Origin of the sequence: Variovorax humicola (assembly GCF_037889915.1) — a bacterium.
GTDB classification, from domain to species: Bacteria; Pseudomonadota; Gammaproteobacteria; order Burkholderiales; family Burkholderiaceae_C; genus Variovorax; species Variovorax humicola.
In genome coordinates this window covers 1-16,117 of record NZ_JBBKZV010000021.1, presented here as the reverse complement: position 1 = coordinate 16,117, position 16,117 = coordinate 1, and the positions used below count along the sequence as shown (strand labels likewise).

General features: G+C 64.8%; 15 protein-coding genes and 3 pseudogenes. 8 read left to right on the top strand and 10 right to left on the bottom strand.

Annotation, left to right across the window (positions count from 1 at the left end):
• The first annotated feature begins 91 nt into the window (after positions 1–91).
• Positions 92–1,093 carry an AraC family transcriptional regulator gene (locus tag WKW80_RS25305; RefSeq protein ID WP_340366336.1) on the top strand — a complete coding sequence of 334 codons (1,002 nt, stop codon included), beginning with the start codon at positions 92–94 and terminating at the stop codon, positions 1,091–1,093.
• Positions 1,094–1,139: 46 nt separating this feature from the next.
• Here WKW80_RS25305 and WKW80_RS25300 read toward each other — a convergent pair whose 3' ends face one another.
• From WKW80_RS25300 to WKW80_RS25285, 4 genes are all read right to left on the bottom strand, one after another.
• Complete coding sequence (locus WKW80_RS25300) at positions 1,140–1,574, bottom strand: hypothetical protein (protein WP_340366335.1); 435 nt, start codon at positions 1,572–1,574, stop codon at positions 1,140–1,142.
• A complete protein-coding gene (locus WKW80_RS25295; protein ID WP_340366334.1) occupies positions 1,538–2,083 on the bottom strand; it encodes a YeiH family protein in 546 nt (181 codons plus the stop codon). Before WKW80_RS25295 ends, WKW80_RS25300 begins: the two co-directional genes overlap by 37 nt.
• Before the next feature lie 170 nt (positions 2,084–2,253).
• Positions 2,254–3,567: an MFS transporter gene (locus tag WKW80_RS25290; protein WP_340366333.1), complete on the bottom strand. Its 1,314-nt coding sequence runs from the start codon at positions 3,565–3,567 to the stop codon at positions 2,254–2,256.
• Positions 3,568–4,209: 642 nt separating this feature from the next.
• The gene (locus tag WKW80_RS25285) at positions 4,210–5,211 is read right to left on the bottom strand and encodes a GlxA family transcriptional regulator (RefSeq protein WP_340366332.1); all 1,002 of its coding nucleotides are present in this window, start codon (positions 5,209–5,211) and stop codon (positions 4,210–4,212) included.
• Positions 5,212–5,333: 122 nt separating this feature from the next.
• On the opposite strand from WKW80_RS25285, the gene WKW80_RS25280 reads away from it, so the two are divergent.
• Both WKW80_RS25280 and WKW80_RS25275 read left to right on the top strand, forming a co-directional pair.
• On the top strand, positions 5,334–6,587 hold the full coding sequence (locus WKW80_RS25280; protein ID WP_340366331.1) for an acyl-CoA dehydrogenase family protein: 1,254 nt from the start codon (positions 5,334–5,336) through the stop codon (positions 6,585–6,587).
• Between the two features lie 4 nt (positions 6,588–6,591).
• On the top strand, positions 6,592–7,338 hold the full coding sequence (locus WKW80_RS25275; protein WP_340366330.1) for an NAD(P)H-dependent oxidoreductase: 747 nt from the start codon (positions 6,592–6,594) through the stop codon (positions 7,336–7,338).
• A 666-nt stretch (positions 7,339–8,004) separates the two neighbouring features.
• Here the strand turns inward: WKW80_RS25275 and sorU are convergent.
• Together sorU and sorT are read right to left on the bottom strand one after the other, a co-directional pair.
• A complete protein-coding gene (gene sorU / locus WKW80_RS25270) occupies positions 8,005–8,361 on the bottom strand; it encodes a SorU family sulfite dehydrogenase c-type cytochrome subunit (RefSeq protein WP_340366329.1) in 357 nt (118 codons plus the stop codon).
• Positions 8,358–9,560 (bottom strand): SorT family sulfite dehydrogenase catalytic subunit, encoded by a 1,203-nt coding sequence (gene sorT, locus WKW80_RS25265; RefSeq protein ID WP_340366328.1) that lies wholly within the window; start codon positions 9,558–9,560, stop codon positions 8,358–8,360. The genes sorU and sorT overlap by 4 nt, the downstream gene beginning before the upstream one ends.
• Here sorT and WKW80_RS25260 point away from each other — a divergent pair.
• Genes WKW80_RS25260 through WKW80_RS25250 form a run of 3 tightly spaced genes read left to right on the top strand, consistent with a single transcriptional unit; the run spans position 9,549 to position 12,031 of the window.
• Positions 9,549–10,436 carry a LysR substrate-binding domain-containing protein gene (locus WKW80_RS25260; RefSeq protein ID WP_340366327.1) on the top strand — a complete coding sequence of 296 codons (888 nt, stop codon included), beginning with the start codon at positions 9,549–9,551 and terminating at the stop codon, positions 10,434–10,436. The two genes, sorT and WKW80_RS25260, sit on opposite strands and share 12 nt — an antisense overlap.
• On the top strand, positions 10,399–10,890 hold the full coding sequence (locus WKW80_RS25255; RefSeq protein ID WP_340366326.1) for a hypothetical protein: 492 nt from the start codon (positions 10,399–10,401) through the stop codon (positions 10,888–10,890). Before WKW80_RS25260 ends, WKW80_RS25255 begins: the two co-directional genes overlap by 38 nt.
• Before the next feature lies 1 nt (position 10,891).
• Entirely contained in the window at positions 10,892–12,031 is a 1,140-nt protein-coding gene (locus WKW80_RS25250; protein WP_340366325.1) for a nucleotide disphospho-sugar-binding domain-containing protein, read from the top strand.
• Positions 12,032–12,271: 240 nt separating this feature from the next.
• Here the strand turns inward: WKW80_RS25250 and WKW80_RS25245 are convergent, their stop codons facing one another.
• On the bottom strand, positions 12,272–13,330 hold the full coding sequence (locus WKW80_RS25245) for a DUF3500 domain-containing protein (protein WP_340366324.1): 1,059 nt from the start codon (positions 13,328–13,330) through the stop codon (positions 12,272–12,274).
• A 255-nt stretch (positions 13,331–13,585) separates the two neighbouring features.
• Here WKW80_RS25245 and WKW80_RS37430 point away from each other — a divergent pair.
• Together WKW80_RS37430 and WKW80_RS25235 are read left to right on the top strand one after the other, a co-directional pair.
• Positions 13,586–13,816 (top strand): annotated as a pseudogene (locus tag WKW80_RS37430) (hypothetical protein); the annotation flags it as partial.
• Positions 13,785–14,588 carry a BPL-N domain-containing protein gene (locus WKW80_RS25235; RefSeq protein ID WP_340366323.1) on the top strand — a complete coding sequence of 268 codons (804 nt, stop codon included), beginning with the start codon at positions 13,785–13,787 and terminating at the stop codon, positions 14,586–14,588. The pseudogene WKW80_RS37430 and the gene WKW80_RS25235, both read left to right, overlap by 32 nt.
• An 83-nt stretch (positions 14,589–14,671) precedes the next feature.
• Here WKW80_RS25235 and WKW80_RS37425 read toward each other — a convergent pair.
• The 3 genes and pseudogenes from WKW80_RS37425 to WKW80_RS37420 form a co-directional block, all read right to left on the bottom strand.
• Positions 14,672–15,052 (bottom strand): annotated as a pseudogene (locus tag WKW80_RS37425) (EamA family transporter); the annotation flags it as partial.
• A 21-nt stretch (positions 15,053–15,073) separates the two neighbouring features.
• Positions 15,074–15,457: a hypothetical protein gene (locus WKW80_RS25230; RefSeq protein ID WP_340366322.1), complete on the bottom strand. Its 384-nt coding sequence runs from the start codon at positions 15,455–15,457 to the stop codon at positions 15,074–15,076.
• Positions 15,458–15,459: 2 nt separating this feature from the next.
• Positions 15,460–16,006: pseudogene (locus WKW80_RS37420) on the bottom strand (aldehyde dehydrogenase family protein); the annotation flags it as partial.
• Between the last annotated feature and the right edge of the window lie 111 nt (positions 16,007–16,117).

Sequence of the window (16,117 nt, the reverse complement as noted above, 5' to 3'; positions counted from 1 at the left end):
ATCGAATGCCTTGATTGTTCCGGCAGAGGGCATACGCCGCTTGACCACCGGTGACATTCGTTTAACCTTCGGGGACACCACGTACCCAGCCATGACGAATCTCGTCCGAAGTGCCAGCCTGACCAACTTCGCCGTGATCGCGCGTTCGGCGGGCCTCGATCCGCTGGCCCTGCTCGCCGATGCCGACCTCGATCCGGTCTGCCTGCACGATCCCGACCTGCGGATTCCGAGCGACACGGTACGGCGCCTGCTCGAGGCCGCTGCAACTGCCAGCAAAATGGACAATTTCGGCTTGCGCATGGCCGAGACACGGCAGCTGTCGAACCTCGGGGCGGTCGCTCTGGTGGTGCGGGAAGAGCCCACGGTGCGCCGCGTGGTCCGGGCCTGGATGCGCTACAGCCACCTCATGAACCAATCGCTTTTCATGAAGCTCGAGGAAGAGGATGGCATCGCCGTGATCCGCGAGCAGCTTGTCGGGCAGCGCGGTCCGTCGCGGCAAGGCACGGAGTTGCTGGTCGGCGTGATGTTCCGCAGTCTCAAGTTTTTCCTGGGTCCGGCATGGCATCCATTGCGGGTCTGCTTCATGCACTCACCGCCGCGCGACCCCGCGGTCCACATCCGGCTGTTCGGCTATGACGTGGCCTTCGGACAGGACTTCAACGGGCTCGTCTGCAAGTCGAGCGACATGGATGCACCGAACCCGACGGCCGATCCGGTGATGGCGCGCTATGCGCGGCAGGTCCTCGACGCCGGCGCCGGGGAGGGGCGCATGAGCACGGTCGACAGCGTGCGCAACATCCTGCTCGTGCTGTTGGCTTCGGGACAGTGTTCGATCGACATGGTGGCGCAACAGCTCGGCGTCGACCGGCGCACAATCCATCGGCGCCTGTTGCGCGAGGGCACCACGTTCAGCGAGGTGGTGAACGTCATACGGCGCGAAATGGCCGCGCGCTACATCGAGGACGGGTCGCGTCCGCTGTCGCAGGTGGCCGAGTTGCTGGGCTTCTCGGCGCTGAGCGCCTTCTCGCGCTGGTACAAGCAGCAGTTCGGCGAGCTGGCCGGGCGCCGCCGCCGTTCGCGCCTGCAAGCCTAGCGAGCGAGCCGGCGGCTCGGCTCGCTGCGTGCCATTCGAATCGCAGTCACTTCACCATCACATACTCGCCCGGCGCCGCGCACAGAGGACGATGGGCGAGAGAGCCGGCCTTGCCTGGCGCAGCGATCGATTCGCCTGATCGTTGGTGCACCCACGCACGCCAGTGCGGCCACCAGCTTCCTTCCTGGCGCACCGCCGTGCGGGCCCATTCGTCTGGATCGGCCGCGCGGCTGGGCGCGCTCGAGAAGAAAGCCTTGGGCGCGCCGGGCGGGTTGATCAGGCTTTGCAGATGCCCCGCATTGGCCAGCACGAAGGTGGTGTCGTCGCCGAACACGCGCGCCGTTGCATGGCAGCTCTTCCACGGCGTGATGTGGTCGGTGATGCCGCCGATCACATAGGCGCCGATGTCCACCTTCGACAGGTCGACCGGAACGCCCAGGATGGTCATCGTGGCCGCGTTGACGTAGGGGTTCTTCCCCATGATGTCGAGCAGGTCGGAGTGGAACCGACGTCGTGGATCGTTCCGCCGAGGAAGACGCCCGCCTCCTGGCTGCTCAGGCCGAGCAGGGTGCTGATCGGATAGAGCACCATCGCCAGCGTCGACAGCGTGCTCACGCCGATGACCGTGAAGATGGTGGCGCGCTCCTTCAGCTTGTCGTCGGCGTGCACCGGGATGACTGCTGCGATTGCCATCGCCGCCGATGCGCCGCAGATGCCCACAGCGCCGCCCGTCAGCACGCCCAACCTGCTTCGATAGCCCATGAGGCGCGCCAGCCCGACGCCGAAGCCGATCGTGAGCGCGACCGACAGCACCGCCATCGCGATGGGCACTGCGCCGAGCGCCGCAATCTGCCCGAAGGTGATGCGCACGCCGAGCAGCGCCACGCCGATGCGCAGCAGCGTGCTCGCGGAGAACTGGATGCCCGGCATGCAGCGGCCTTCGGTCGACAGGAAGTTCAGTGCCATGCCGAGCAGCAAGGCGAACAGCACCGACGAGATGTGATAGTGATCGGCAGCGAGATGGCGGCCACCGCGACCACCAGCGACATCAGGACGCCGTGGAAGTTCGTGCGCGCCGGTTTGCGCCAGCCGGCAAGTGTCAGGGATGCATTCATAGGTGACTCGACTTGAGGCGTGTCGACGATGCGTGCCGTTTGCGTTCAGGCCGCTTCCGGCGTGCCCCTGGCCCGAGTGCGAGCCGCGTCGGCCTCGTAGTTGTGCGAGGCGAGGACGAAGAAGACCGCCGCTGCGAGCGCGAGCGCCGGCGTCAGCGTCAGTGCGAGCTTCAGCCCGATGACGTCCGACAGCACGCCCACGATCAGCGGGCCCGGTGCGAGGCCGATCAGGTTGTTGGCCAGGGCGACCGTCGCCGTCACCGTGGCGCGCACGCCGGGGTGCGTGACGTCGCAGATGATGGCACCGGAGCAGCCTCCGTGCGCGGCTGCGAACAAGGCGCCGAGGAAGATCAGGCCGAGTCCCAACGGGCCGGGCGGCAGGGCGAACGCGGTGGACAGGACCAGCGCCGAGATCACGGAGTAGGCAGCAGGTACCAGGGTACGGCGCCGCGGATGATTGCGGCTGAGCCTGTCCGCCAGGCCACCGCCGAAGATCATGCCGATGCCCGAGGCGAGGACCGCCACGCCGGCCATCATCCCGGCCTTCTTCACGTCCACGTCGTGGTAGCGGCTGAAGTAGGTCGGCAGCCAGGCTATGAGCATGGCGGGCATCGCCATCTGGAGTCCGCTTGCGAGGTAGGTGAAATTGCCCGAGCGCGCCGCGAACACTTCACGCGCGATTTGTGCCAGCCGCAGGCGCTTGGGTGCGGCGCCGCTGCGCGGAACATCGGGCGTCAACTCGACCGTCTTGTAGTCACGCACCACGAAGGGGTAGATCAGGGCCAGCAGCAGGCCCGGTGCGCCCACGACGAAGAAGGCCATGCGCCAGCCGGAATGAGCCGCGACGGCGCCTCCGAGGACCACGCCGAGCACCGAACCGAACAGGCTCGCCGAGAGGAAGGCGCCCAGCACGGCGGCGCGTTGCCTGGCCGGGAACACATGTGCGAGCAACGCGGCACCCGCGGCACCGTACGCCGCCTCGCCAAGGCCCACAAAGGCCCGTGCCCAGAGCAGTTGCCCGTGGGTTTGCGCCAGGCCGCAGGCGATGGTCGCCAGGCACCACACGAAAGCCATGAGCGTGATGCTCTTGACCCGACCCCAGCGGTCGGCGACCAGCGACATCGGCACCGTCAGGATGCCGACGACGAGCGAGACCACGCTCACGAGCATCGCGAGTTGCGAGTCCAGCAATCCCCAGTCGGCCTTGAGCGCGGGGATGACGGCGCCGATGACTTGTCGCGACAAGTAGTCGGACAGCATCAGGCCGAAGGTGAGTGCGAAGACCACCCACGCATAGGCGCGCGGCAAGCGGGCGGGCGATGCTGGAAGGGCAGCAGTGGCTGGCATGGAGAAGGTCATGGTGTTGTCTCTTGCGTGTGTATTGGGCGCGATATAGGACGCGATACGTCGGAGGATTCAGTGTCCGTGCGGAAGGCAAACCTCGATTGACGGCAGGGGACACCGAATTACCCTTTCGGGACAACGCGCCTTCGGGTCCTGAAGGGCATCAGAGGCTTCGAGCGCGACCGGCCACGCGCGCAGGCCCGAGGATCTGCAGGACAGCCGGACGGGCCGAAACCCCGACACATGTCCGCTCGCAGGGGCATCGAGGGTTATCAATTCGTCCACGCTGCAACTCACCCCACGAACTGAAGGGACACGAAGATGAAAACCGCCTGTGCACTGCTGCGCCTTGCGCTTGTCTTCTTCCTGTCCGGAAGCCTTGCGTTCGCTCAGGAGGATTGCTCGAAGAAAAGGGCTGAAGGGACCTGACAATCGATCTGGCGCACGCGAAGCCGTGGACCGGCAACCTCGATGGCATGGTCGAGCGTCGAGTGATCCGCGTGCTGACGATCAACAGCAAGACCTTATTTTTCGTCGACAAGGGCGTGAGCCGCGGTCGTCGTGGACCAATTCCGGCTCTTGGAAGACGAGCCCAACAAGAAGCTTGCAGCGGAAGGCAAGCTCAACCTTGTTGAAGCTGCGGCGCTGCGCTGAGGTCTAGCCAGACATCTCGGCGTCCAGGGACTTGTATCGGCTGCGATATGCGCCAGGGCTCAGACCCATGCGCTCTCGGAACAAGCGCGAAAAGGAACTGGCGTCGCTGTAGCCCACCTGCATCGCGATCTGGTCGACGCCGAGATCGCTGGCTTCCAGCAGGGCACGGGCCGAGTCGATGCGCAGGTGCTGCAGGTAGGTCAGCGGAGACTGATCGAGGACGACGTTGAACCGTCGGACCAGCGTTCTTTCGCTCACCGCCAGTTCGCCCGCGAGCTCGGCAATGCGGATCGGCCGGGCCATGTTCGTGTGCAACCAGTGCTGGGCACGATGAACGACCGCGTCGGTGTGGGTGATGTCTGCGAGCAAGGGCAGATAGGGTGTCTGGCTTGTCTGGCTCACATCGATGAGCATGCTCTTGGCGCATTGCGACGCGATTGCCGGCCCGCAGAATCGTTCGACCACGCGAATGGCCTGAAGCAGATAGGACGCCGAGGCGCCGGCGCACAGCAGCCGATCGACTTCTGTGAGCACGGGCCGCAGTTGTAGATCGACCTGCGGAAAGCGCGTGCGGAACTGCCGTTCCAGCCACCAGGTCGTGGTGGCAATGCGCCCATCCAGAAGACCTGTTTGTGCCAGGATGAAGGTGCCCGTGCAGTTGGCTGCCAGCCAAGCGCCGCGACGCCACTGCGATGCGAGCCACGCGCATGCAGCCGGCTGAGATTGGAGCAGCTGGTCGAACTTCTTGTGGCCGGCGTAGTGCAGACTGGGTATGAAGACGAGGTCGAAATGCTCGCGCGCGCCGATCTTGTGTATCTGCAGTTGCAGGCCGTTGCTGGCCGCGACGGGCTCGCCCGTGAGCGACACAAAGCGCCATTCGAAGAGTTCCGCAGACGCACCCTGCTGTCTGCGCAGATGGGAATTCGCCACTTGCAGTATGTCGGCGAATCCACCCAGGCTGGAGGCGTAGCAGCCGTCAAAGGCAAGGATTGCGGCACGCGGCATGGACTGTCCGATCTCGCATGGAAAACGTCACTTTCGCCAATGTACCCCACCTGCCTCAATACCTAGACTTGGTCTCACATTCAACGGGCGAGCAACGCCCACCCGCCACAGGAACGCGAGACATGAACGCCAGAGACAACACCATTGCATTGAGCCCACAGGCGCCTGAGCGCCATCAGCCGAAGCTCTATCACGACCTGCTCACGACCGCAGAAACGCTGGCCATCCGCGACGAGGTCCGCCGCTTCGCCGACGAACACGTTGCGCCGGTGGCGTGGGAGATCGGGCACCGCGAAGAGTCGGTCGAGAACTTCCCGCGCGAACTCTTTCGCAAGATGGCCGATGCGGGGCTGTTCCGCATTCCCTTCGCGGCCGAGGTGGGCGGTCGCGGCTTGAAGTATCCGGCCTGCGCGACTGCCGCGCTCATCGAGGAACTTGCCTACCACTCGAACTCCGTCGCGGCGGTCGTCGACGTGCATTGCATCCTGGCAGGCCACGCGCTGGAGCATGCGTCGCCCGAGTTGCAGGCGCGATACCTCACGCCACTGCTGGCCGGCGAGAAGATCGGCAGCTTCGCCACCACCGAACCCGATGCCAGCACGGACCTCAGCATCAAGACGATGCAGACCTTCGCCAACCGCGAGGGCGGGGGCTATGTGATCAATGGCCGCAAGCGATTCATCACGAACGCGCCGGTCGCCGACTTCGTCGTGCTGCTGTGCGCCGAGGAAGGGCGCATGACGGAGATCGTGATCGACCTCGATGCACCGGGCGTGCGCGTGGGCGCACCGGACCGCAAGATGGGCAACCACGGCCAGCTGACGGCCGACATCTATTTCGACAACGTGCAGGTACCTGCGCAGAACGTGGTCGGCACAGTGGGCGGCGGCCTCAAGATCGCCTTGCAGACCTTGACCTATGGGCGCATCGGCATCGCGGCCAGCGGCGTCGGCATGGCGCAGGCGACCTTCGACCACAGCGTCGAGCGCCTGAAAACGCGCCAGGCGTTCGGCAAAAAGATTGCGCAGTTCCAGCACTGGCAGTTCAAGCTGGCCGAGCGCGCCACCGAGATCGAGAACGCACGCAACCTGTACATGAAGGCGGCGCTGCGCATGGATTCGGGGGAGGCCTTTCCGGAGCCCGAGGCTGCGATGGCGAAGTGGTACGCGACCAACCTCGCGGCCGAGTTCGCACGCGATGGGGTGCAGATCTTTGGCGGCTATGGCTTCATGGCGGAGTTGGCGGCCGATGGCTCGCACTACCGGGTGGAGGAGATCTACCGTGATTGCAAGATCGCAGAGATCTACGAAGGCACCAACGAGATCCAGAAACTCGTGATCGCCCGCGCCATCTTCGGCAAAGACATCACGGGCTGAGAGCATGAAGGTCTTCGTCGTTCACGCTCACCCTGAGCCCCGGTCGTTCAGCGCCGCCCTGAAGTCGGCGGCGGTCGAGGAGCTCGATCGCCAAGGCCACGAAGTGCAGGTCTCGGACCTGTACGCCATGCACTTTGATCCCGTTGCGTCGCCTGAAGACTTCGGCGAGCGGGCCAATCCCGACTACTGCGCGTATGCGTTGGAGCAACGGCATGGAATGCAGACGGGCACGATCGCCCGTGACATTCAGGCCGAACTCGACAAGCTGCTTTGGTGCGAACTTCTCATCCTGAACTTTCCAGTGTTCTGGTTCTCAACCCCGTCGATCCTGAAGGGCTGGATTGATCGAGTGCTGGTTTCGGGGACGGTGTATGGCGGAAAGCGCTTCTACGACCGTGGGGGTCTGAGCGGCAAGCGTGCGCTTGTGAGCGTGACGCTGGGCGGACGGGAACACATGTTCGGCGAGAGCGGCATCCACGGCCCGTTGAAAGGCATGCTCAGGCATCTGCTGCAAGGCACGCTCGCCTATACCGGCATGGGCGTGCTCGAGCCCTTTGTCGGCTGGTACGTTCCCTATGTTTCCGACGATGAGCGACGGCTGGTGCTCCAGGCTTGGCGCACTCGTTTGCAGTCCTTGAACGACAAAGAGACGTTGCTCAAGTTTCCGCGACTGTCCGAATACGATGAGCGTCTGCATCCACGACCGAGCTACGAACTCCCTGCGAAAGCCTGGTTGGCGCACAAGACGTAGATATCGCCATGAAGCCGCGCGCGGCCCGGGCTCGCGAATTTCGGCAAGGGTGGTACTCGGATTGTCCCCATAGGCCAAATACGTGTCACTGCCGGTCAATCGACATTGCACCGATTCGGAACAATGAATGCCCGATGCAAGCGTAAGCGTGACCTCGCGCCAGGGAAAGGAAGGGCAACTTGACCACGCCTGTACAAGCACTGCCCCATCGCCAGACAGACGCGCGAAGCGCGCCGGGAGCATCGACGTCTCCAGCGACCTATGGCGACAAGCACATCAGGCATGACCCTGGGGAGACGACCATCCAGGATTCTTTAAGGCTGTGGGTATGTGGTCGACGGGTGCAGCGGTGTAGCGCGGCCGCGCAGCGGCGCGTAATCCACGGTCGCAACCGGTGTGCGCCGCAGACGCATCGTGCTCATGTTCCCTGCCGGGCGCGAAGCGCCCGGCCCCCTCGGCTTCGACGGTTTTTGGCGACCGCCTCAGACTTGAGGTCCGGAGCGGAGGTTCGGCGTCGGACCCAGCGGTGTTGTTGCGGCACGAGGATGCCCCAGCCCAGCCACAGCCACAGCCACCCCACAGCGCCGCCCATAGTTCCGTGCCGCTGCGCGATGTCTTCGCCGCTCGCGTCAGCGGCGTGGCGCGTTCAAGCCTTCTCGGACGCGCTCAAGGCTTCGCTTGCGTGACCGTAGAGACGTAACGCGCCAGCGCGGCGACCTGGTCGTCCGTAAGTGCGGTGAATGCAGGCATGGGACCCATTCCGCTTCGAATGACCCGGGCGATGCGGGCCGTATCAGGCTTGAGTTCGTCCAGGTTCGGCCCGATCTGTCCGGCTGATCCGGCATCCTTCAGGGTGTGGCAAAGCGCGCAGGCCGGTGCGGATGCTGCGCCGCTGTTGAAGATTTGGCGCCCTTCCATGAGTGCCGGATCGGCCGCGAAACACGGCGCAGCGAACGCCATCCATGCCAACGCCAAAGCCACCGGCGCGGCAAGCCTTCCGGATTGAACAGTCACCCGGCTCATGCGACGCTCACCGTGACGGCGTGGTCACGCCAGCTGGTGTTGAGATAGCCGGCCTTGTTCTCGATGCGCGTCTCCGGCTGCGTGCGTCCCTTGACGTCGGTCACGCGGCTGGCCAACTGGTGGCTGCCAGAAGTCAGGTCAACAGTGGCTGCGAATTCGCGCCACGCAAATCGACCCAGATCGGGACCCACAAGCGCTGCCACCTTCCACGTCGCGCCCCCATCCGTCGAGACCTCGACCTGCTTGACCGCGTTCGTTCCTCCAAACGCGACGCCCTTGATGACCGCTGCGCCCGCGCGCAGCGTACCGCCTTCAGGCAGCGGCGAATTGATCCAGGACTTGGGCGGCATCTGCCACACCGAAGGATCCGCGGGATTCATGGTCTTGGCATCCGGAGCGCTCATCCTGTAGTCGGCCTGCTGGATCGACGAGTCGGACTCCGCATGCGTGAACCCGACGCGCTTCACGTACTTGATGCTGTTGACGCCGGTGAAGCCGGGCACGATCAGACGCAGGGGTCCGCCATGGGCCAGGGGGATCGGCTGACCATTGAGTTCCCACGCCAGGAGCGCGTCCTCCATCGCGGCGACGGGTACGCTGCGCTCGATGCGTGTCTTTGGATCGAGTCCTGCCGGGATGACCTCGCCGCCTGTACCGGTCAGGAACTTTGCGCCGACCTCCATGCCGCCGAGTTCATGCACCAACTCACGTACCGGCACGCCAGTCCACATGACGCAGCCCGCGGCGCCCACCTGCCAGGGCGTGCCGGAAGGCTTGGAAGGGAACATCCCCCGACCGTTGCCACTGCACTGCAGAACCATCGTCACCGTCTCGGTCGGCATCTTCTTCAGGTCGGCCAGCTTGAAGGCGCGCGGGCGGCGCACGCCGTCGATCTGCACTTCCCATGCGTCCCTGTCGTTCAGGATGTCGGCGCTCGGCGGCGCAATGTTGTTGCGCACGTAGAGGTGTTTGGCCGGGGTGATCACGCCGTCGCCCATGGCGCCGCGGCGCAGCTCGATGGTGTTCGGGCTGTGCACGATCATGGCGCCCGCGTCCTTCCACGCCGCGAAGGCGGGCAACGGCCGAACTTGCTGTGCGAGCGCCGATCTCCAGGGACCGAGACTGGCCATCGCTGCGGCGGATGCCGACGCGCCCAGCAGGGCACGGCGCACGGGATTGACTGCGAAATGAGGAGGCATTCGAATTACCGAGAGTTGATGAAGACGCGTCGAAATGAGCAAGGCGCCGTTGTCGCCGCCGCGATAGCGCGGTGTCGGGGGGCCACGGAGATCGCTGTCGCGATTCATCCGTTGGCGTACCTGCTCGACGTTGCCTTTTCTTGCGAAGGAACCACCGATGCTGCACTTGGGCGAGCCACATCACCCCCTTCTCAAAGGAGGGGGTGGTCAAGATGTGGTCCAGGTGGTACGTACCGGAAAGGAGTTGGGCCTCGCAACTATCTCTTGCCGCCGCTGGTGGCCAGCTATCTGGATGCATGGCCTGCCGCGGGCGTCGATGTGCGGATCGGCAACACCCGCGAAGTCGCGGGATCGGTGGCGCGGCTGGAAGTCCACATGGGTCTGATCGAAGGCCCCTGCCGCGAAGCGGAAGTTCGCGTGATGCCATGGCGGGAAGACGATCTGGTGATCGTGTGCGCGCCGACGCACCCGCTGGCACAAGACGGGGCGCAACGGGTGCCGCTCAAAGCCCTGCGGCAAACGCGATCGCGGTTCAAGCGGGCGCATTGCCATCGTCCTTCAATGGGCGCCTGGAAGACGAACAGGAATCGCAACCGAATCAAGAACTTGCAAACGAGGGCCGGCGCCAGCACTGGCTCTGCGCACCGTCAGTCTGTGCATCGAAAACGACTAGACCCCATTGCGCACCAGCGCCCGGAACCGGCTGTGCATTGGCCGTTGACTGCAGGTCAATTCCGGTTTAGTGTAAATTCAAATGAAAATCCGGCAATACACGATGCGAGCACGCGCGGCTTCCGCCGAAGCGACGGGTCGGCGCATTCTCGATGTGACTGCACGCATGCTGACGGAACGCTTCCGCTCCGAGATTCGGCTTGAGGAGGTGGCGGCAGGCGCCCAGGTTAGCGTCCAGACCGTGCTCAACGTGTACGGCAGCCGCGCGGCGCTGCTGGATCTCGCGTTCGCGGCGATGCGCGCCGAACTTCGGGCGCAGCGCCTTCGCGCCGAACCGGGCGACGTGGCAGGTGCCATCGAAGCGCTGATCGATCACTACGAGCGGTTCGGTGACATGGTCTGCAGGAACCTCGCGGAGCAGGCGGACCTCGAACTGATCGAACAGGGTCGGTCGGGCCACAGGCAATGGGTGCGCCGTCAGTTTGCGCCTCATCTGGTCGACCTGGATCCGACGCGCCGCCGAGTCGTTGTCGATGCGCTCGTCTGCGCCTGCGATGTCTACACATGGAAGCTGTTGCGGCGCGACATGGTCCGCTCGCGTGCTGAGACTGAATCCACGATGCGCCAGATGGTCGAGTCGCTCTTGCGCCGTGCATGATATGGCTCGGTTCGCATTCCTTACCTGGGACGGAGCCGGCAACCAGCCGCCGGCCGTCGGCATGGCGCAGGCGTTGATCGAACGCGGACATCGCGTGGTCTTCGCGGGGTACGGGAGCCAGCAGGCGTACTTCGCAGCGCGCGACCTGCGCCTCGTGCTCCTGCGCGGTGCGGCCGGGCGATGGCAGCAGCTGTCGCTCCCGGAGATGTTCGGCGTGAAAGTGCGCGCGACTTGGGCGGCGGCGGAACACCTGCTCGACGTACCGAGCCTGCTGTCTGAGGAACGGCCCGACGCGGTCGTCGTGGACTGCATGATGTTCGGCGCGCTCGCCGCGCTTGAGTCCGCCGACGTGCCGACAATGGTCCTTGTTCACAGCGCACCGGGTGCCTTGTTCCCGCCCGGCGGAGCGTTCGAGGCACGACTGCTCGACGCAGTCAATGGCGTGCGGGACGCGGCTGGCAGGCCGCCGCTCGAATCGCTCTGGGACGCATGGCGTCCGTTTCCGACGATCTGCACGACCGTGCGCGAACTCGATCCGCTCGGTGCATCCATACCGCCATCCTTCGACTATGTCGGCCCCATCGCCGAACGAGAAACCAAGAGCGCATGGCATTCTCCATGGGACGCCGATGATCGGCGACCGCTGGTGCTCGTCAGCTTCTCGACCGGGCCGTATTGGGATCAGCGTTCGCGAATCGAACGAACCTTGCTGGCGCTGGCCAACCGGCCCTATCGCGTGCTGGTGACACCCGGAAAAGCGGACGTGTCGGGGATGGCGACTGTTGCCAACGCTTCGTTCTCAGTCGGGCTTTCGCATTCGCTGGTCTTGCCCTTTGCGGCGATCACCGTCACGCACGCGGGGCACGGGACGGTGGCGGCTTCGCTGCTGCACGGCGTGCCGCTGGTGTGTCTGCCAAATCAGGCCGGTGATCAGCCGGCTTTGGGCGCTCAAGTGCAGGCATTGGGGGCCGGTCTATCGCTCGATGGCGAGACGGCCACGCCTTATGCCATCGCGCATGCGGTGGAACTCGTCTTGAGCCGGCCGTCCCATGTCGCGAGTGCGCGCGCGCTTGCATCGGTCATTGCGAAAGCTCCGGGCGTTGCAGCCGCGGTGGATCGATTGGAGTCGCTCGGCCGGTGAGCGGGTGGCGCCCACGCAGAAGTCCGCAACTGCCCCGTGTTTGCGCGCAGGGGCAGCGATTGCGGGATCGTCAGGCCCAGCGCTCTGGCGGTTTTCAAGTTGATGACCAGGTCGAACTGGGTCGCCTGTTCGGCCGACCGGGCGATCATGCCGAAGGCCAGTGGCCTGGCACGGCCGCGAATTGGTGCTTGCGGTCAGGAAGCGACCCTCGCTCCATTCGTCGCCTGCCACACACGACGCTCAGTGCCGGTGGCCGCTTGCGCGCGCGAGGCGGTAGTGTTCACCGAGCACGTCGCGCCCCCAGTCACCCTCGAAATCGCGCCACACGTTGTGAACGTGATTGCCGCCCGAGTTGTCCCATTCGATCAAGAAATGCGCGCCCTGGATGCGCCAGTAGTGCGGCCGGCCGCGCTCGGTGGCACCGGCCCATCCGAAGCGGATGCTCTCCAGCCCGCCCGCCCGCACGCGTTCTAACCGCTGCTGCGCCAACGACGGGTCGGCCACCGAGGCCAACGACTCGATGATGCGCAGCAGCAAGGCCTGCTGCGATGCGTCCATGGCGCTGAAGGCCACGCCCACAGGTGCCAATGGGTCCAGCTGGGCCGCATTGCGCGTGACGATGTCACCGAATGGCTGGGCACTGAAGATGGCCTGCTGGCGCTGCGTCGGCGAGAGCGCGGCCAGCAGCGCATAGGCGCGGTCTTCCTCCTCGCCCAGCGCGCGCTGGCCCTTGCGTGGGGCTCCGTTGGCGATGTCGCGCGGCACCTGCGCCGGATTGGCCCCGAGGAACTGCGGCAGAGTGGCCACCACCTGGCCGTCGGCCAGCGTGAAATGCAGCGAGAGATGGTGTCCTTCAATCCGCCAGCCCCAGGGCGCAGTGGCCTCCGGCGTACCGAAAATCACAAAAGCATAGTTCTCCGGATCGCGCGAGGGGCCGAAGGATTCGATCTCGCGCAGCGCGATCTCCAAGGCGATGATGTCCTGCACCTTGACCAGCCCCGGCTCCGACAAGGACGCGGCCAGCAAATTCTGCGCTGCCTTGCGTTGGGCATCCTCCATGGTCTTGAACGCAATGCCGGGCCGGCTACGCGGCGTGTAGTTCCAGTCGCGACGCGCCTGCAGCGTGAACGGCCGCAGCAGTTCTGGCCGCTGCCCCGCCGGCGTCGCATCGACCAACGCGCGCGCCGCGGCCGTCATCGCCTGCGCCGCGCGGCCGGTGTCGGCCGCGGCGGCTGGCAGGGGCACTACGGCGAGAAAAGCCCAGCAGGACATCCAGGCGGAGAGCGTGCGCAGCAGCATGGTTGGTCTATCTATGTGAAATGACCAATGATCAGGTGCAAGAATGCCTGAGTTGGGGTGGCGAGTCGAGTTGGGGATCGTGGCACTTGCGACGCACGTGGCGGAAGGGTAGCCGCCGCGATGAGGATCCGACAAGCAGCGTGGCTGTGGTGCAAATTTTCGCTGGGGCCGAACAACCGCGCGAGTGCGTTGCGCCGGTCAGGCCGAAAGCACCGCGTTCCAGATCGCGGGCGCGGAGTGGCCTTGAAGGTGCAGCCGGCGAAGATTGAAATGGGTTCTGTCGCAGTCGTCGAACAAGACCATCGGGCCGTCAAACGCATCGTGCGGCCGATGCTCGGATTCAAGTCATTCCGAAGGGTCAACCAGCAGGGTCGCTTAGATGCGCAGATCAAGCAACCATCGGATCGATTTGTAGTAAAAACTTGTGCGTCCCCGCGGACAACGAGGAACCGCCATGCCGAAACCGAAGATCCTGGTCTACGTTGACGCCGGCACCTTTGACGGAACCTCCCGCGTGATACGCGCGATCGCCCAGCAGCTCGTTCCCGCTGCCTATGAGGTCCGCGCGGTCATCGCCGACGACCTCGCGCACGACGCGGCACTCTTCGACGACGCTGTCATGTTCGTCATGCCTGGGGGTGCCGATCTTCCCTTCTGCGAGGCGTTGAACGGCGCCCCTAACCAGCGCATCCGGCGCTTCACCGAGGCAGGCGGCGTCTACCTGGGCATTTGCGCGGGCGCGTATTACGCCTGCAGGGAGATCGCCTTCCATGCCGGAACCGACGGCGCGATCTGCGGCGCACGCGAACTGCGCTTCGTCGATGCGGTCGCGGTAGGTTCATTGCCCCCGCTGACGGGTGGCGTCGCCTATGACGCAACGCCAAGGAGTGCGGCGGCCGTCGAGATCCGGACGACCGATTACCTGACCTCCGCCCCGGTCAGACTCTATGCGCACTACCACGGCGGCTGTCGCTTCGATTTCGGCGACGCGACTGGCCACGACACACAGATCCTCGCCGTCTACACGGGCCTAGTCGGCGCTCCGCCTGCGATCGTGAGCTCAAGCGTGGGGGAGGGGCGCGCGATCCTGACCGGCGTGCATCTGGAAATGTCTGGACGGGAATGCAAGGACACGCTGCGCGGCCACAGCGACATGGCCGAGCATGTGCACGTCTGCCACAGACTGTCGGAGACCGGAACGGCTCGCCTGGAAGTTTTCCGCTGCTTGCTGGCCCACGCCGGCCTCACGCTGCGTTGACCGGTCAGGGCGTCCAGTACCGGAAGGCGGCGAATCGGGCGGCTGAAGTTTCTTCCGACAACAAAGCCGACAAGGCTGGAAAGCGTTACCAGCAAAGCTGCCAACAGCAAGGACCCCGCCAGGGACCTCCCGCCGACGATGACGAGCATGAGCGTCGAAAGAATCGGCGTTGCGTTGGAGAGCACCCCGATCATCCGTGCATCGCCTCGGCGCATGGCAAAGCTCCAAAGGTAGAACGCGCCACCTGTTGGACCGATGCCCAACGCCAACATCAAGGCCCATTGTGTCGTTTCGAGCGATACCGCTGGCTCGAAGATCCCATGGCCGGCGAGCGCAAGAAGACCGAACAGCATGCACGCCGGCCCCACATCCACAGGCGAGGAAGAGTGCTCCGCGCTTCGACGACCGAATAGCTCGCCCAGACGAACGCGGCCGCAAGCGCATAGCCGTAACCCGCATGCCATCGAAACGAAAGGTCCGCGGCCTCACTTGCCGCCAGAATGACGCCCGAAATTGCTGCCATCGCCGCGATGAAGATGGACCCCGCGCAGCTTCATGCCTTTGCCAGCGAATGGCGACATCAGCAAGATCAACGACGGCCAAGCGTAGTGAACCAGATTCGCGTTCGCTGGAGGGGCGCAGCGCAAGGCAACGATGTACAGCACGTGATACGCGAGCTGGCCGTATGTTCCAACCGCAAGCGCTCTCCCGTTGAGCGACCAACTGCGCACCCAGGGAATGGAGAGCGCTCCCCCGATGAACAGGCTCAGGCCCGTCAGAAAGAGAGGGGGAATACCGGCGAGCGACACCGTCAACGTCGCCAGGGACGACCACATCAGAATGGCCGCCAGCGCTGCAAGCAAGGGCACGTTCAATGCTCCTGCTGCAAATCCAGATGCAGAGTCTGAATCTCGAGGAATTCTTCTATCCCGTGACTTGATCCCTCGCGCCCGAGCCCGGACTCCTTCACACCGCCGAAAGGCGCGACAGCTGTGGAGATCGCGCCAGTGTTCATGCCGACCGTGCCGCATTCAAGCGCTTCACTGACCCTGAAGAGCCTGCTCACGTCGTTGGAAAAAAACGTATGCCGCGCGTCCATACGGCGTGTCATTGGCTCGGCGCACGGCCTCTTCCTCGGTCGAGAAACGGAAGAGGGCGGCGACCGGCCCGAAGATTTCTTCATTCGCCAGCACCATGTCATCCTTTGCATCGGTCAACACCGTGGGCTCGAAGAACTGCGCTCCTTCTGCATTCGACTGTCCTCCCAGTGCGATTCAGGCGCCCTTGGCGAGCGCGTCCCTCACGTGCGTTTCCACTTTCCGCAACGACGCCTGATTGATCAATGGCCCGATCGTGACGCCGGGCGAGGTGCCCACGCCGACACTGAGCTTTCCGACCTCGGCCACGAGGCGGTCAGCCCCCGATGGCCACGTCAAACTGCTCCACCTGTGGCCACCCAAACTGCTCCAGGCAGGACGGGCGGATTATGCAGTGACGGGGGTTAATGCGATGCGTGCAGCGGCCTCCTT

Coding starts and splice junctions, on each gene's coding strand:
- WKW80_RS25280 (WP_340366331.1), top strand. CDS start 5,334: ATGAACGCCAGAGACAACACCATTGCATTGAGCCCACAGGCGCCTGAG.
- sorU (WP_340366329.1), bottom strand. CDS start 8,361: ATGAGCCGGGTGACTGTTCAATCCGGAAGGCTTGCCGCGCCGGTGGCT.
- WKW80_RS25290 (WP_340366333.1), bottom strand. CDS start 3,567: ATGACCTTCTCCATGCCAGCCACTGCTGCCCTTCCAGCATCGCCCGCC.
- WKW80_RS25285 (WP_340366332.1), bottom strand. CDS start 5,211: ATGCCGCGTGCCGCAATCCTTGCCTTTGACGGCTGCTACGCCTCCAGC.
- WKW80_RS25245 (WP_340366324.1), bottom strand. CDS start 13,330: ATGCTGCTGCGCACGCTCTCCGCCTGGATGTCCTGCTGGGCTTTTCTC.
- WKW80_RS25250 (WP_340366325.1), top strand. CDS start 10,892: ATGGCTCGGTTCGCATTCCTTACCTGGGACGGAGCCGGCAACCAGCCG.
- WKW80_RS25255 (WP_340366326.1), top strand. CDS start 10,399: ATGCTGACGGAACGCTTCCGCTCCGAGATTCGGCTTGAGGAGGTGGCG.
- sorT (WP_340366328.1), bottom strand. CDS start 9,560: ATGCCTCCTCATTTCGCAGTCAATCCCGTGCGCCGTGCCCTGCTGGGC.
- WKW80_RS25275 (WP_340366330.1), top strand. CDS start 6,592: ATGAAGGTCTTCGTCGTTCACGCTCACCCTGAGCCCCGGTCGTTCAGC.
- WKW80_RS25235 (WP_340366323.1), top strand. CDS start 13,785: ATGCCGAAACCGAAGATCCTGGTCTACGTTGACGCCGGCACCTTTGAC.
- WKW80_RS25300 (WP_340366335.1), bottom strand. CDS start 1,574: ATGGGGAAGAACCCCTACGTCAACGCGGCCACGATGACCATCCTGGGC.
- WKW80_RS25260 (WP_340366327.1), top strand. CDS start 9,549: ATGAGGAGGCATTCGAATTACCGAGAGTTGATGAAGACGCGTCGAAAT.
- WKW80_RS25305 (WP_340366336.1), top strand. CDS start 92: ATGACGAATCTCGTCCGAAGTGCCAGCCTGACCAACTTCGCCGTGATC.